Annotated in this window: 16 protein-coding genes; 10 read left to right on the top strand and 6 right to left on the bottom strand. The window is 50.3% G+C overall.

Translation table 11 applies throughout. From position 1 onward, the window contains the following. Positions 1 to 87: 87 nt before the first annotated feature. The 3 genes from M0651_RS21530 to M0651_RS21540 form a co-directional block, all read right to left on the bottom strand. On the bottom strand, positions 88 to 426 hold the full coding sequence (locus M0651_RS21530; protein WP_248553744.1) for a L,D-transpeptidase: 339 nt from the start codon (positions 424 to 426) through the stop codon (positions 88 to 90). Positions 427 to 576: 150 nt separating this feature from the next. Beyond that, positions 577 to 1,608: an HD-GYP domain-containing protein gene (locus M0651_RS21535; protein WP_248553745.1), complete on the bottom strand. Its 1,032-nt coding sequence runs from the start codon at positions 1,606 to 1,608 to the stop codon at positions 577 to 579. Positions 1,609 to 1,689: 81 nt separating this feature from the next. Further along, the gene (locus tag M0651_RS21540) at positions 1,690 to 2,442 is read right to left on the bottom strand and encodes a molybdenum cofactor biosynthesis protein (RefSeq protein ID WP_248553746.1); all 753 of its coding nucleotides are present in this window, start codon (positions 2,440 to 2,442) and stop codon (positions 1,690 to 1,692) included. Between the two features lie 137 nt (positions 2,443 to 2,579). On the opposite strand from M0651_RS21540, the gene M0651_RS21545 reads away from it, so the two are divergent. From M0651_RS21545 to M0651_RS21565, 5 genes are all read left to right on the top strand, one after another. After that, the gene (locus tag M0651_RS21545) at positions 2,580 to 4,013 is read left to right on the top strand and encodes a bifunctional metallophosphatase/5'-nucleotidase (RefSeq protein ID WP_248553747.1); all 1,434 of its coding nucleotides are present in this window, start codon (positions 2,580 to 2,582) and stop codon (positions 4,011 to 4,013) included. A gap of 36 nt (positions 4,014 to 4,049) precedes the next feature. Continuing rightward, entirely contained in the window at positions 4,050 to 4,877 is an 828-nt protein-coding gene (locus M0651_RS21550; protein ID WP_248553748.1) for an undecaprenyl-diphosphate phosphatase, read from the top strand. 86 nt (positions 4,878 to 4,963) lie between these two features. Beyond that, positions 4,964 to 6,064 carry an HD-GYP domain-containing protein gene (locus M0651_RS21555; protein ID WP_248553749.1) on the top strand — a complete coding sequence of 367 codons (1,101 nt, stop codon included), beginning with the start codon at positions 4,964 to 4,966 and terminating at the stop codon, positions 6,062 to 6,064. Continuing rightward, a complete protein-coding gene (yfkAB, locus tag M0651_RS21560) occupies positions 6,061 to 7,203 on the top strand; it encodes a radical SAM/CxCxxxxC motif protein YfkAB (protein ID WP_248553750.1) in 1,143 nt (380 codons plus the stop codon). The genes M0651_RS21555 and yfkAB overlap by 4 nt, the downstream gene beginning before the upstream one ends. A gap of 34 nt (positions 7,204 to 7,237) precedes the next feature. Next, entirely contained in the window at positions 7,238 to 8,602 is a 1,365-nt protein-coding gene (locus M0651_RS21565; RefSeq protein ID WP_248553751.1) for a hemolysin family protein, read from the top strand. Between the two features lie 242 nt (positions 8,603 to 8,844). Here M0651_RS21565 and M0651_RS21570 read toward each other — a convergent pair whose 3' ends face one another. The 3 genes from M0651_RS21570 to M0651_RS21580 form a co-directional block, all read right to left on the bottom strand. Next, entirely contained in the window at positions 8,845 to 9,285 is a 441-nt protein-coding gene (locus M0651_RS21570; RefSeq protein WP_248553752.1) for a hypothetical protein, read from the bottom strand. A 31-nt stretch (positions 9,286 to 9,316) separates the two neighbouring features. Then, the gene (locus tag M0651_RS21575; RefSeq protein WP_248553753.1) at positions 9,317 to 9,919 is read right to left on the bottom strand and encodes a hypothetical protein; all 603 of its coding nucleotides are present in this window, start codon (positions 9,917 to 9,919) and stop codon (positions 9,317 to 9,319) included. 73 nt (positions 9,920 to 9,992) lie between these two features. Then, positions 9,993 to 10,229 carry a hypothetical protein gene (locus M0651_RS21580; RefSeq protein ID WP_248553754.1) on the bottom strand — a complete coding sequence of 79 codons (237 nt, stop codon included), beginning with the start codon at positions 10,227 to 10,229 and terminating at the stop codon, positions 9,993 to 9,995. A 508-nt stretch (positions 10,230 to 10,737) separates the two neighbouring features. Here M0651_RS21580 and M0651_RS21585 point away from each other — a divergent pair. The 5 genes from M0651_RS21585 to M0651_RS21605 all read left to right on the top strand — a co-directional run bounded on the left by M0651_RS21585 (position 10,738) and on the right by M0651_RS21605 (position 13,556). Then, a complete protein-coding gene (locus M0651_RS21585) occupies positions 10,738 to 10,956 on the top strand; it encodes a spore coat associated protein CotJA (RefSeq protein ID WP_059046208.1) in 219 nt (72 codons plus the stop codon). A gap of 4 nt (positions 10,957 to 10,960) precedes the next feature. Beyond that, positions 10,961 to 11,239, top strand: a complete 279-nt coding sequence (locus M0651_RS21590) for a spore coat protein CotJB (RefSeq protein ID WP_059046206.1) — start codon at positions 10,961 to 10,963, stop codon at positions 11,237 to 11,239. A gap of 51 nt (positions 11,240 to 11,290) precedes the next feature. Then, on the top strand, positions 11,291 to 11,860 hold the full coding sequence (locus M0651_RS21595; protein ID WP_248553755.1) for a manganese catalase family protein: 570 nt from the start codon (positions 11,291 to 11,293) through the stop codon (positions 11,858 to 11,860). A 41-nt stretch (positions 11,861 to 11,901) separates the two neighbouring features. Then, a complete protein-coding gene (locus tag M0651_RS24375) occupies positions 11,902 to 12,099 on the top strand; it encodes a hypothetical protein (RefSeq protein WP_248553756.1) in 198 nt (65 codons plus the stop codon). A 368-nt stretch (positions 12,100 to 12,467) separates the two neighbouring features. After that, positions 12,468 to 13,556 (top strand): AI-2E family transporter, encoded by a 1,089-nt coding sequence (locus tag M0651_RS21605; RefSeq protein ID WP_248553757.1) that lies wholly within the window; start codon positions 12,468 to 12,470, stop codon positions 13,554 to 13,556. Positions 13,557 to 13,623: the final 67 nt, after the last annotated feature.

Raw genomic sequence — 13,623 nt, forward strand, 5'->3', positions numbered from 1 at the left:
GATTCGCACCTTTTTCCAAATCCAGAAGTAAACCGTAATGAAGGTATTTCTCAAGAGGTAAGAGACAAGAGTCTACTTGCATAAGGCTTATTTACGGATTGTTACGCTCGTTCCTATCGGCACGATCCGTGCCAATTCAATGACGTCCGGGTTATACATGCGGATACAGCCGTGGGAAACCTCCTTGCCGATGGAGGAAGGGTCGTTGGTCCCGTGGATTCCGTAATGGGGCCTGGACAAGCCCATCCAATAAGCTCCAAACGGCCCGCCAGGATTCGGGGCTTTGTTGACGATCGTGTAAGATCCTACTGGGGTTTGCGTGAGCATTTTCCCGATTCCAACCGGAAATCCGCGGATGACGATGTTATTGTCCAGCAAGTAGAGCATTCGATCCGATAAATCCACGATGATACGGTAATTCGGCATGAATACACCAGCCTCACGTTTTTTTGCTAGTGTATGACCTATAGGCATGGGTTGGCTGGGCGGGCGCGGAGAGAATCAAACTTGAATTACGGGTGAACCAACGGAGAAATAAAAAACGGGCCCTTTGGGACCCGGTGAATTATGGCAGAATTATAAGTAAACCTCTTCAATCGAGGTTTCGCGCTCTTTGGACAGGTCGACGAACCGGGAATCGGTTTTGACGAGCGGCCGGAAAAAGTCCGACTGGTTAGTCATAACGATGGAACCCATCTCGCCGGAGTTCAGCATGACCTTCTTGCCAATGAAGTTTGGCAGTAGGTGGCGAATTAACGCCTGCGTAGGTTCAGGGCTCAGACTGCCGAAGCTAAGGCTATTGAGCTCGCGTAAGACCGATAGAAGCTCCTGCTTCGAGCGGTAAACGCGGTTAGAGGTCATCGCAGAATACACGTCAGCAACGGCGGCGATTTTGGCGAATGGATGAATTTCCTTATCGCGTAAGCCATGGGGATAACCGCTGCCGTCTTCTCGTTCGTGATGCTGCAGCGCCACCCGTGCGGAGAGCTCGTCCCCGGTCGAGCCGAGAATGATCTCATGGCCGTATTCGGTATGGCGCTTCACTTCCTCGAACTCCTCCGGTGTCAACTTGCCGGGTTTGGTCAGGATGTCTTGCGGTACCTTGCTTTTGCCGATATCGATCAAATAGCCGGCCTTCCCTGCTTTATAGGCTTCTTCTCTGGTATACCCCATCCAGGAAGCGATATAATAGCAGAGCATGCCGACTTGCATGGAATGATGGTATGTATAATTGTCATCTTCGCCGATCATCAGCAGCAAGGAGACAACGTCCTTCTGGGTATCGAGTTCCGAGATCATGGGTTCCAGAAGCCGATCCACTTTCGCTTCATCGATACTCCCGCTAGTTAGCGCTTCCAAAAACAATTCCTCAAATCCGTCCACGGCCTCGTTTAAATAAGGTTTAGCTCGGAAGGCAGGATCTGTAGGGAAATCGGCGTTAAGGGTTTGCGGTTCGATATCAACGTAGTCGATTCCGTGCTGCATTAATTTAACGATAGCATCACTGGTCAACTCGCAACCTTGCTGCAAAACAAAAACGCCGAAATGATTAAATACGTCGTGTTGGAGACGGTCGCCTGGACTGAGTTCCATAATATGTACTTTCAAGGACGATGACACCTCATAATCTTCCAGTTTTCCTTAATCATATCAGGAAATAATTGGACTGACAATGAATTTTGTTAGATGTCAATCATCCGAAAGGAGGTGTTCGCCTGGAACGCGGGGGTCCCAGGGCCCAAGTCCATGGCCCTTCCACTCGGAGCCGTCTTCCCAAATCTCCTTCTTCCAGATCGGTACGATCTGCTTTAGACGTTCAATCGCATAGCGGCTGGCTTCGTAGCACCCGGCCCGGTGAGGGGCCGATACGGCGATGACCACACTGATCTCGGCGATGTCCACGTGGCCGATCCGGTGGCTGATGGCGCAGCGTGTACCTGGCCAGCGTTCTTCGATCTCGCCGCCGATCTGGCGCAGTTTGGCTAAGGCCATCGGGACATAGGCTTCGTATTCAAGATGGACGGTCCGCTTTCCCTGCGTCCATTCCCGGGTTGTCCCGGTGAACGTCAACGCCGCTCCGTGGTCGGGAGCAATGACCTTGGCCGTGATCTCCTCCACGGACAGTGGTTCTTCCGTAATGATAAAGAGGTCCGATAATGCCTCGTCCTGCGGTAGGTCGGACGATGGCTCCCCGCCGGAAACCGGCGGGATCAACGCGACCTCATCTTCTGCGGTGATCGGCGTATCGCCAGCGGCATACTCCTGATTCACGGCGACGAAGGAAGCGGAGATGAGATTGGCCGCTGAAGGATAGGTTTCCGCCAGCGCTTCCTTTAATGAAGCGGCGGTGAGAGGCCGTTCCGGATGCGGGTAGGCATAGCTGAGACTGGACGTGCCGATTCGGTCCGCCAACCCGGCAAATAGGGCGATTTGAATATTCATAGGAGTCTCCTCGGAATGGTTTGTATGTAATATACATTATAACAAGACAACGATCAATTTTAAGGTATATAATACACATTGAACTCTAAAATTTAGAATAGGCCGAATAGATTGAGAGGGCAAGGGGGCAGTTCTTGATGCCGGAGACGAACCAGGAAACGTTAACGATACTTTACACCAACGATATCCATAGCCACTTCGAAACGATGGGGCGCATCGCGGCGATGATAGATGATTTGAGGGCCGAAGCGCCGGCCGGCACACTCCTTCTCGATATCGGCGACCATATGGACCGAGCGGCGATCGAAACCGAAGGAACGTTGGGACAGGCTAATGTGGACGTGCTTAACCTGACCGGGTACGATGCCATAACGATCGGCAATAATGAAGGGTTGACCTTTACGCCGGAATTGCTCAGCCAGACTTATGCCGGGCTGCACAGCTCCGTAGTCTGCGGCAATATCGTGGAGCTGCAAACCGGACAACCGCCGGCATGGATGCGAAGCCGGCTGGTGGTACATAAGGACGGCTTCAAGATCGGGCTAGTGGCGGCGACGGCCGCATTTGCCGAGTTCTATGAGCTGCTTGGTCTCGTATCACAAAATCCGCTGGACACGATTGCAAGGGATGTCGGACAGCTTCGCGGCGAGGTTGATCTCGTTATCGTGATGTCTCATTTAGGGCTGCCGCTGGATCGGCAGTTGGCGGAGACGGTAACCGGCATCGACTTGATCATCGGCGGCCACACCCATCACTTGCTGGAGGAGCCGCTGCAAATCGGATCAACATGGGTCACAGCAGCGGGGAAATTCGGCAACTATTTGGGGAAGGTCGTCGTCCGCCGGGACCTTGGGACCGGGCGCTTATCGATGGACGGAGTTTGCCTCCCCGTCGTAGAGGGGCCGAAGAAAGAGAAGATCGAGTCCGCTATCACCTTGCAGCGGGATGCCGCTAAACTTCGGCTGAATCGCACGGTCGCCGTGACGGATCGGGAGTTGCCGGTATCGTACTCAGCTGAATCGCCGTTTGGCAATCTGCTAGCTCAGGCGGTTCGCCGTCATACCGGCAGCGAGTTCTCCCTGGTGAACAGCGGTCAGCTGCTGGCGAATCTGCCGGCTGGCGAGATCAGCGAGGGGATGCTGCATGAGCGCTGCCCTTCGCCGATCAATCCCTGTACGATGCGGGTGTCCGGCGAAGATATTTTGGCCAGCCTGGAGGAGTCGCTGCTCGAGGAGAAGAGGGGCAAATCCATTATGGGATTTGGATTTCGGGGGAAGGTGCTAGGCGGCATATGCGTCGACGGCTTGGAGATTGAATACGACCCCGCAGCTCCGCCCTGCAAACGGATCGTGCGGGCTAGCCTGGCTGGCGAGCTATTAAGGGAAGAGCAAACCTATCTTGTTGGCACGCTGGATATGTTTACGTTTGGCGTCGGTTACGAACGGTTAAAGCAAGGGACGGAGAAGCGTTATATGCTGCCTGAATTTTTACGCGACCTGCTCCGTTTCGAACTGCAAACCGCCGGTGCGGTGGAAACCTGTTTTCAATCCCGGTGGAAAAAAGTAGAATAGCTATAGCGCAAAGTCACACTCGATCAGGAGGAACGAATGAGTCTTATTGTCTCGATTATTTTAGCCATTGTGGAAGGTTTGACGGAGTTTATTCCGGTCTCGTCGACGGGACACATGATATTGACGGCCAAGCTGATGGGCTACGACGATCAGTCGCCGGAAATGAAAACCTTTGAAATCGTCATTCAGCTAGGCGCGATCCTGGCGATGGCCTGGGTGTACCGGGAGCGAATCTTGAATCTGCTCGGCTTGAGCAAAAAAGTAACGGTGGTCGATCGGAACGCTCCGAAAGGCCGTCTTAATTTGATTCATATTCTTTTGGGGATCGTACCTGCGCTGGGCGTCGGATTCTTCTTCCGCGATTACATCAAGAGCTTGTTCAGCTCACAGACGGTGCTGTGGGCGCTTGTGGTCGGTGGTATCTTCATGATCTTCGCCGAATGGTTCAACAAGAATAAAGCGACGATCACCGCCCCGGAGATGGATCAGCTAACCTATAAGCAAGCCTTGCTGATCGGTGTGTATCAGTGCATTTCCGTGTTGTGGCCCGGCTTCTCCCGGTCTGGTTCGACGATCGCCGGAGGGATGCTCAGCGGTGCCAGCTACAAAGCGGCCGCCGATTTCTCGTTCCTGATTGCCATTCCGATCATGTGTGCGGTTTCGGGTTATGAAATGCTCGATTCCTACCGATATTTAACGTCCGATACGATCGGGTATTTCCTGATTGGATTTGTGGTTGCTTTTGTGGTGGCCTATGTAGTTGTGCTGGCGTTCTTGAAACTTATCCAAAGAGTGCAGCTACGCCATTTTGCGTACTATCGATTTATTTTGGCTGCGTTATTCTGGATCTTCATCATGCGTTGACCCGCTTCTAAATCGAAAGTGGTGTTCGATTTCGACCGCTGATTCCAGATACATATAGAAACCTTACAGAGACGGAAGTGGAAGTCATGCGGTTAATCCCAGTCGCCTCGCTGCAGGCTGGAATGAAATTAGGCAAAAAGATTTATAATGAGGACGGGATCATTCTATTGTCCGAGAACGCAGAAATGTCTGATGCCATCATTCGCAGGCTGAAGACCCACGGCCTAGATTATGTCTATGTAGCGGATCCTCGTACGGAGGATCTGGTGATTCCTGAAATGATAGAGGAAGAGACGCAGCGCCGCGCGCTCAGCGAGATTCGGACGAATTTCCGCAAATGGGCAACGCCAAACGTAAAGAACGTGACCTATCCTTATTTGGGCAAAACGTTCTCCGGTTTGATCGAATCGATCTTGGACGACCTCAGCGCCCGTGACGACGCGATGATCATGATGATGAATATGAACAGCATGGATCATTATTTGTATCGTCATTCGCTGAACGTTTGCGTGTATACGCTGTTGTTGGGTCAGTTTCACGGGTATACAAAAGAAGAATTGACGGTGCTGGGTCTCGGCGCTTTACTGCATGATATCGGAAAAACAAAGCTCCCCCTCGAGCTGCTGACCAAGCCGTCGCGGCTGACGGACGAAGAGTTCGACATGATCAAACGGCATCCGGAGCTCGGCTTCCAAATGCTGAAGGATGAACCGGGAATCCCGTTGTTGTCGGCGCATTGCGCTTACCAGCACCATGAGAAAATGAACGGTAGCGGGTACCCTCGCGGCATCCGCGGCAGCGAGATTCACGAATATGCTCGCTGGATCGCAATTACGGATGCTTACGACGCGATGACGACGCACCGGGTGTACCGCAAAGCGATGTTGCCGCACCAAGCGCTGGAAGTGCTGTATACGGGCTGTGGATATGAGTACGAGAAGTCGAAGCTGGAACTGTTTCGCGACCGCGTAGCGATCTACCCAATCGGGATGACCGTGAAATTGAGTACAGGCGATACCGGCGTGGTGTCAAAGATCCACGGCCATATGCCGCAGCGACCGGTGGTTCGGGTTCTGACGGACCCGCGGGGACAGGATCTCCCATCGCCTTACGAAGTAGATTTGTCCGCCCAGCTCTCCATCGTGATTGCGGAAGTGGACGGAATGGGAATGGTGGTAAGTGGATGAAGGAAGAACAAACGAACACGATCGATAGAGCCGAAAGGCCGATTAGCCCAGACTATGATCCGTGGGACCCGATTCGATCGCTTCGCGATTACGGACGCCACGTATTAACAAGCGTTGAGCTGACGGTGACGAATCTGTGTAATATGCGGTGCGAGCACTGTGCGGTGGGTGACAGCCTTGTGCTGAAGGAACCCGAGCAGCTGCCGTTGCCGTTGATTTTGAAGGCCCTTGATGAAGTCGAGCATTTACAGACGATCAGCATCACCGGCGGTGAGCCGACGTTCCGGCGCCAAACGGTAGAGGAGAAAATCATCCCTCTGCTCAAATACGCCAAGGCGAGGGGAATACGCTCGCAAATCAATTCCAATCTGACCTTGGACTACGAACGTTACGAGAAGCTGCTTCCTTATTTGGATGTCATGCATATCTCGTTCAACTATACAAGCGAGCGTGACTTCCATGAGGTCGGATTCGCCCGCAGCGGGCACCCGGTCAAACCGGAGGTTGCCTACAAAATGTACGATACGATGGTCGAAAATACGCGCAGGCTCAGCGAAGCGGGCATGTTCATCTCCGCCGAGTCGATGATTAATTACCGTACGCATCGGAAGCTTCCGGACATTCACCGGATGATCGTAGAGATGGGTTGCCAAAGGCATGAGGTCCATCCCATGTATGCGGCTGATTTTGCCGAAGGCTTGCCGGTGTTGGAACTTAGCGAGATGCGGGCAGCGATCCACTCGCTGTTGGACGAACGAGACCCGGCGCTCTGGATGCTGTTCGGAACGTTGCCGTTCTTCGCCTGCAACGGGGTCGAGGAGGATCTGCAGTTGCTGCGCCGTTTATGGAAGGAGCCCAATGTGACGGTACGCAACGACCCGGACGGACGTAATCGTGTGAATGTGAATATGTTCACCGGGGAGGTATACGTGACGGACTTCGCAGCAATCCCGGCCTTCGGTAATGTTCGAGAAGGACGACTGGATGAGATTTTCGGTCTCTGGGTGACGGAACATCCTCTGAACCAGAAGGTAAATTGTCACTGTGACGCAGCCGGTTGCTGCGGGCCGAATTTGCTGGTCGCGGACATGTATTATCCGGGTACGGAATTCAAAACGCGTAAAGCCGCTACATTATGAAAGGTAGAACTAATTTAGGAAAGAGGCGTATTGCATGCCTGTGTCACCCGATGGTCATACCGAATTTGAAATAGGCAAGCTGATTTGGAATCTGCTGCTCGTCCTTATTCTCGTCTTCTTGAACGGATTTTTCGTGGCCGCCGAATTTTCGCTCGTGAAGGTGCGCCAATCCCGGCTTACCCAGTTGGCTCGGGAGGGTCACCGACGAGCAAATTATGCGTTGAAGGTCAACAAGCGGTTGGACACCTACCTGTCGGCGACGCAGCTTGGGATCACCCTGGCGTCACTGGGACTAGGGTGGGTCGGGGAACCGGCGGTGTCCGAGTTGTTGATCGAACCGTTGATGCACCAGATGGGCGCAACGGATCCGACGCTGATCTCAACGATATCGGTGGCGGTTGGTTTTGCGATCATTACGTTTTTACATATTGTGATTGGCGAGTTGGCGCCGAAGTCGCTGGCGATCCAAAAGTCGGAAGAAGCGTCATTATGGCTCTCGTGGCCGCTCCTGATGTTCTATCGGATATTCCTTCCGGTGATCTGGCTGCTGAATACGGCGGCCAATAGCATGTTACGGTTGATCGGCATCGAACCCGCCGGCGAAGGCGAGGCGGCGCATTCCGAAGAGGAGATCCGCATCCTGATGGATCAAAGTGCCAAAAGCGGCGTCATCGATAAGGACGAGATGAAGCTGGTAGACAATATTTTTGATTTCTCCGATATGCTGGCCCGGGAAGTGATGCTGCCGCGGACGGATATGGACTGCTTGTACACGAACCTGAGCTGGGAGGACAACATGAAGATCGTGGCGGGCACGAAGCACTCCCGCTACCCGGTCGCCGTCGAGGATAAGGATCAGATCATCGGGTTCGTTCATATTACCGACCTGCTGCTGCCCGATTCGGAGAAGCCGCTCCATCTGGAGGGATTGGTTCGACCGATCTTGAATGTGCCGGAGTCGATGGAAATCAGCCAGGTGCTTCGCCTGATGCAGAAGAAGCACTCCCAGGTGACGCTGGTCGTCGACGAATATGGCGGAACGGCGGGCCTTCTGACCGCTGAGGAGATTCTCGAGGAGATCGTCGGCGATCTGCATGACGAATTCGAGGATGAACGCTCGGACATCGAGAAGTTGTCGGATGACGTCTATTCGGTGGACGGCCGTTTGCTGATCGAAGAGGTGAACGACCTGGTCGGCAGCGAAATCGTAGACGAGGAAGTCGATTCGATCGGCGGCTGGTTGTTTAAGGAACTGGAAGGCACCCCGGCCAAAGGGAAAAGAAAGCAGGTCGACCGCTTCTTGTTCGAGGTCGAGGAAGCCAGCCGATTGCGCATCACGCGCGTGAAGGTCATCCGCCTCGTCGTTGAGGAGCCGGATGAGGAAATCGAAGAGGAATAAGGCGGACAAGCTCCGTCCGGTTAAATAACGCCGCACCTTCCGGTTAAGGGGGTACGGCGTTATTTTTTAAGAAAGAGGCCGGTTCTTTGAGCCATCCTGAGGAACGTATGTGGGTTATTGGCCAGCATTATTCAGCTCTTATGAATCCAGTAGAATAAGGATGGTGAGTGATTATCGTATAGAAAATTGAATTAAGGGGTCCTTTAGGTCGTTGAAGTCGACATAAAGATAGCCCTAATGTATTACTTTAAAATAAATTCTTTTGAAGCCAACTGATTGTTGTCTATTTCAAAAATACATTTATATTTACCTGTGGACCAACCCGCAGAAGTTAATTGAACTACCTGCCCAGACATGCCCTTGGTAATGTGAACATGTTGTTCCATTACAGTATCCGATGTTGCAAGTTCCTTAACAAGGAGCCTTCCGTGATGGGTACCTTTGCTCATTTCTGGAAATTCAATGAGAATCTTTATTCCGTTTCGGTTAATGAATTCCGAACTACTATCAGTGAAAGTGAAAGTTTCATCATTAAGATTATAACCCATACTAATTACATAGATATTAGATCCTCTGGTATTACTATTTAGATAGTCCATAATCTTACTGGTGCTAAAATAGAGAAAGATAACAATAGACAGTAAGACTATTCCAATAATAATGACCATCTTTCTATTCTTCATTTACCCGATTTGGCCCTCCAAGAAATTTATTTTACAGGTCATATTTATTAAGGCGTTCATCACCGCCTAAAAAAATAAAACTTGAGCAATTGTACCCTTTGTTCCGGTATCCGGTATAATATCCAGACGCCTTTTGTTTTTGATTACAATAAACATTGGCGGTGCTCGGACTCTCTACTGTATTCATACTCTCTTGTAAACAATATCTACCTTGGGCGTATGCCTGGAATAATAATGGGTTACTACTATACATAACTCCACCAGCAATTGCTAATGCACAATCAGAATTATTTGCAGGGAAGTTAGCTCCATTATCCCAATCTGATTTATTACAACTTACGTGTCCTTCATTAGTTAGTAACAACATCTTACCTTTACCTTCCCCTAAAATTGCTCCTACACCAATTCCATTCCATGAATCAGGATCTGAAAGAGGAGTAATTTCAGAAGAATTAGTTGCTGATGATTTGGAGAAATCAGGATCCATCTTACTTTCCGAACTGGCAACCAAATCACCAAAGTTAATTCTTGCATCTACTGGAATATGATTCAATCCATTATCAAGGATAACTTCTTGTTCATGAATTAAGTTGTTTACGCTGTAAACACTAATTTTATGGAGACCAGATGTCAATCCATCAAGGTAAAATTCCCCATTAGATAGATTTACATTACTACCATCAATCTGTAAAGTGGTTTCTGGAAGGCTAGTTATTATTTCTACCGTATTGTTGTTTATTTGAGCAATTCAAATCAATTCCGATTTGGTCATACAACTTTTCAACAACTTCTGGTGTCCTATCAGCAAACTGTACTATCGTATTCAAATGCCCGTGAATACTACTAGTCGATTCCTCCAAACCGTCCGCATAAGCCGGAGAAGCAATAGTAAATAATAAAACTACAGCTGATGCAAACGTGAATAGACGAAAAGATTTTTTCATAGCTCATCATCTCCTAAGATAAGGTATTTGTTACAAATCCAATGATAAAAATCTAAAAAAATAAAAAAACATTACAAATTTCATATGATAATTATTTTATTTTGGGTATAATTATATTTTCCACTAATTAGTTAAATTGGTGTCATTGTACATATCATTTTCATTTGAGGAGTTTGGGAAAGAGTTTCAGATTAAAGGGCTGTATACTCTCTGGTCTTGACCATTGTCCCCCGTCTTAGGGCAGCCGATTGCGCATCACGCGCGTGAAGGTCATCCGCCTCGTCGTTGAGGAGCCGGATGAGGAAATCGAAGAGGAATAAGGCGGACAAGCTCCGTCCGGTTACATAACGCCGCACCTCCTAGCTAAGGGGGTACGGCGTTATTTTTTTGTGAAATTGCGCCTCCTCCGGTTCATTATTTGGGCGATTGTCATATGTTAATGGTAGGATGCAGGGAAAATTTGGCGATTGCGCCTGCATGACCATGTTTAAAGAAGGAGGAAGTTTCTTTGAGCCATCCTCAGGAACGTGTGTGGACCCCTTTTATAGGCCCATTCGACCCATGTCCGCCGATCACGCACAAAACCTACAGCACCCCTCCGCAGCTGTTTATCCACTTTCAGCCCCCGAATTTGCCGCAGTTTAGCCCGATGGATGCCCTGAAACACGGCACATTATGGCCGGCGTTGTACAGTCCTTATGAATCCAAATGGGGAAAAGGACGGTGATCTCATGAATACGAATCCCAACAATCAACCGTTCGACCAGGAGTATTATGAAAAGCTTGAGAAGCTGCAGGCGCTGGACTTTGCGCTGGTGGAGCTGAATTTGTACCTCGACACGCACCCGGATGATCTGGCGGCGATTCAGCAGTTTAATCAGCTGACCCAGGAACGGACGCAGCATGCGAACCATTTTCAGCAGTTGTACGGCCCGCTGCAAAACTTCGGGCGAGCCTATTCGAAATTCCCTTGGGAATGGTCGAAAAGCCCTTGGCCTTGGCAGGTTTAGCAACCTGCCTTCAATCCGTGATGGGAAGCTAAAGGAGGTTAATCAGGCGATATGTGGGTGTATGAGAAAAAGCTGCAATACCCGGTTCGCGTCAGCAAATGCGATCCGCGGATGGCCAAACTGCTGATCGAGCAGTACGGCGGCGCTGACGGCGAGCTGGCGGCGGCGCTGCGTTATTTAAATCAGAGATATACGATCCCCGACAAGGTGATCGGACTCCTGAACGACATTGGGACGGAAGAATTCGCCCATCTCGAAATGATCGCAACGATGGTCTACAAGCTTACCAAAGACGCGACGCCGGAGATGCTGAAGGCGGCCGGTATGGATCCTTATTACGTGAACCACGATAAGGCTCTCTTCTACGAGAACGCGGCAGGGGTGCCTTGGACGGCGGCGTACATCCAGGCCAAAGGCGATCCGATCGCCGACCTGTACGAGGACATCGCGGCCGAGGAAAAAGCGCGGGCTACATACCAGTGGCTCATCGACATGACCGACGACGTCGATATCCAGGACAGTCTGAAGTTCCTTCGTGAGCGCGAGATCGTACACAGCCTGCGGTTCCGTGAAGCGGTGGAGATCCTGAAAGAGGATCGGGAGCATAAGAAATTCTTCTAATTGTTGAAATGAACTCATTCTATCGTTGAAGGTGATACGTTATGGCCAAAAATAAACGTGGAAAATCGCTCTGGCACCTGCCGTCGCGCAGCCGGGGAACGTGTCCGGTGTGCGGAAGCACACGAATCAAGCTGCTGTATGTCAAGAATACTAGCGCAGGGCAGCAACTGAAAGTTTGCAAGAAATGCTCGAACGCTTCGCAGGTTAGAATTGATGCGGCAGGCCAGCAGGTGGGTTGATGTGAGGAGTGTATAGGCAATGAGGTAGGAGAAGAACGGCTGGGCCGATCTTCTCCTATTTTTGATAGCGGAACTTTTTACCGTTATGCGGCCTTAAATGGGTTAGTTATCAGAAAATAACGACCCAAAAGGGCGTTATTCTCTGGTGAAGGCTCCCAATTCCCACATTTAGTCTCCTTTTTCTCATAATAGCGCCACAAAAGTCCCTTATTTCCTCCAATTGCAAGCGTACGCGAGAAATAAGGCCATTTTTTACCGCTAAACAAGAGCGTATAACTCGCCCCAACTCTGGATTTTCTTTTTGGTCCGAAAACCAATAATATAGAATAGAGATCTTTTTATTCGCACGAATTATATAAAGATAGGTGATGATGAGAATGAATCTGCTGGAAAGATGGACCCGCGGAGCGAAATTTGTCTTGATTTTGCTGGCCATCGTTTACGTGTTTTCCTTGGTAAGGCCCTTTTTTCTCCCCATGCAGGCTGTAATCGGAGCCATTTTGATTCCGCTGCTGTTGGCAGGTTTCTTCTACTATTTGCTCCGCCCCGTGGTCCAGTATATGGAAAGGCATAAGATCAAGCGATCTATTGCGATCCTCATCCTTTATGTCGTCATGGCGATTTTGGCTCTTGGATTTATTGCCGGGGTATGGCCGCTATTGCAAACCCAATTGATCAATCTTGTGCAAAACATTCCCCAGTTCGTGAATCTGCTGGATGCGCAACTGAAGGAATGGGGAGAAACTCCTTTCCTCTCGTCGATTATTCCATCCGATTCCGGGTTAGCCACGAATTTCTCGGAATATTTAAGCAAAGGGATCTCTTTCTTGACGAATTACCTGAGCGGCTTCGTCTCTTTCCTGTCCCAATTCGCGATCGTGCTGTTTACGTTCCCGATCCTGCTCTACTACATGCTGAAGGAAGGCCATCGCTTCAAACGCAGCTTGGTTAAGCTCTCGCCCATCCGCTACCGGAAGGAAGTGTTTCGTGCTGCCAGAGACATGGACAAAGCGCTAAACGATTATATCATCGGCCGAGTGATCGTGAACACAGCGCTGGGCGTGCTGATGTTCATCGGCTTCTTGATCATCGGGCTGCCGTATGCGTTGTTGTTGACGACGATTGCGGTCATTCTGAATTTCATCCCCTTGTTCGGGGCGATCATTTCCGCTATCCCGATTGTCATTATTGGCCTCATTGAGTCCCCGTCCACCGGCATCTGGGCGTTGGTCATTATTTTGGTGGCGCAGCAAGTTCAGGATAACGTTATCTCTCCCTACGTTTTTGGGAAAAAGCTGGACATCCATCCGGTCACGACGATTCTGCTTGTGTTGGGAAGCGGCAATTGGTTCGGCATCATCGGCATGCTGGTCGTCATCCCGGTCTACATGCTGATCAAAATCGCCTGGAAGCGGCTTTATAAGCTGTTCCTCAGATCCCAATGGGAAACGTTATGAGCATTGTGCTATAATCGGGTTGTTCGAATACTGCGAATAAACTATAGCAGGCGAAAGGGTGCCAGGC

Origin of the sequence: Paenibacillus mellifer (assembly GCF_023195895.1) — a bacterium.
Classification (GTDB): domain Bacteria; phylum Bacillota; class Bacilli; order Paenibacillales; family Paenibacillaceae; genus Fontibacillus; species Fontibacillus mellifer.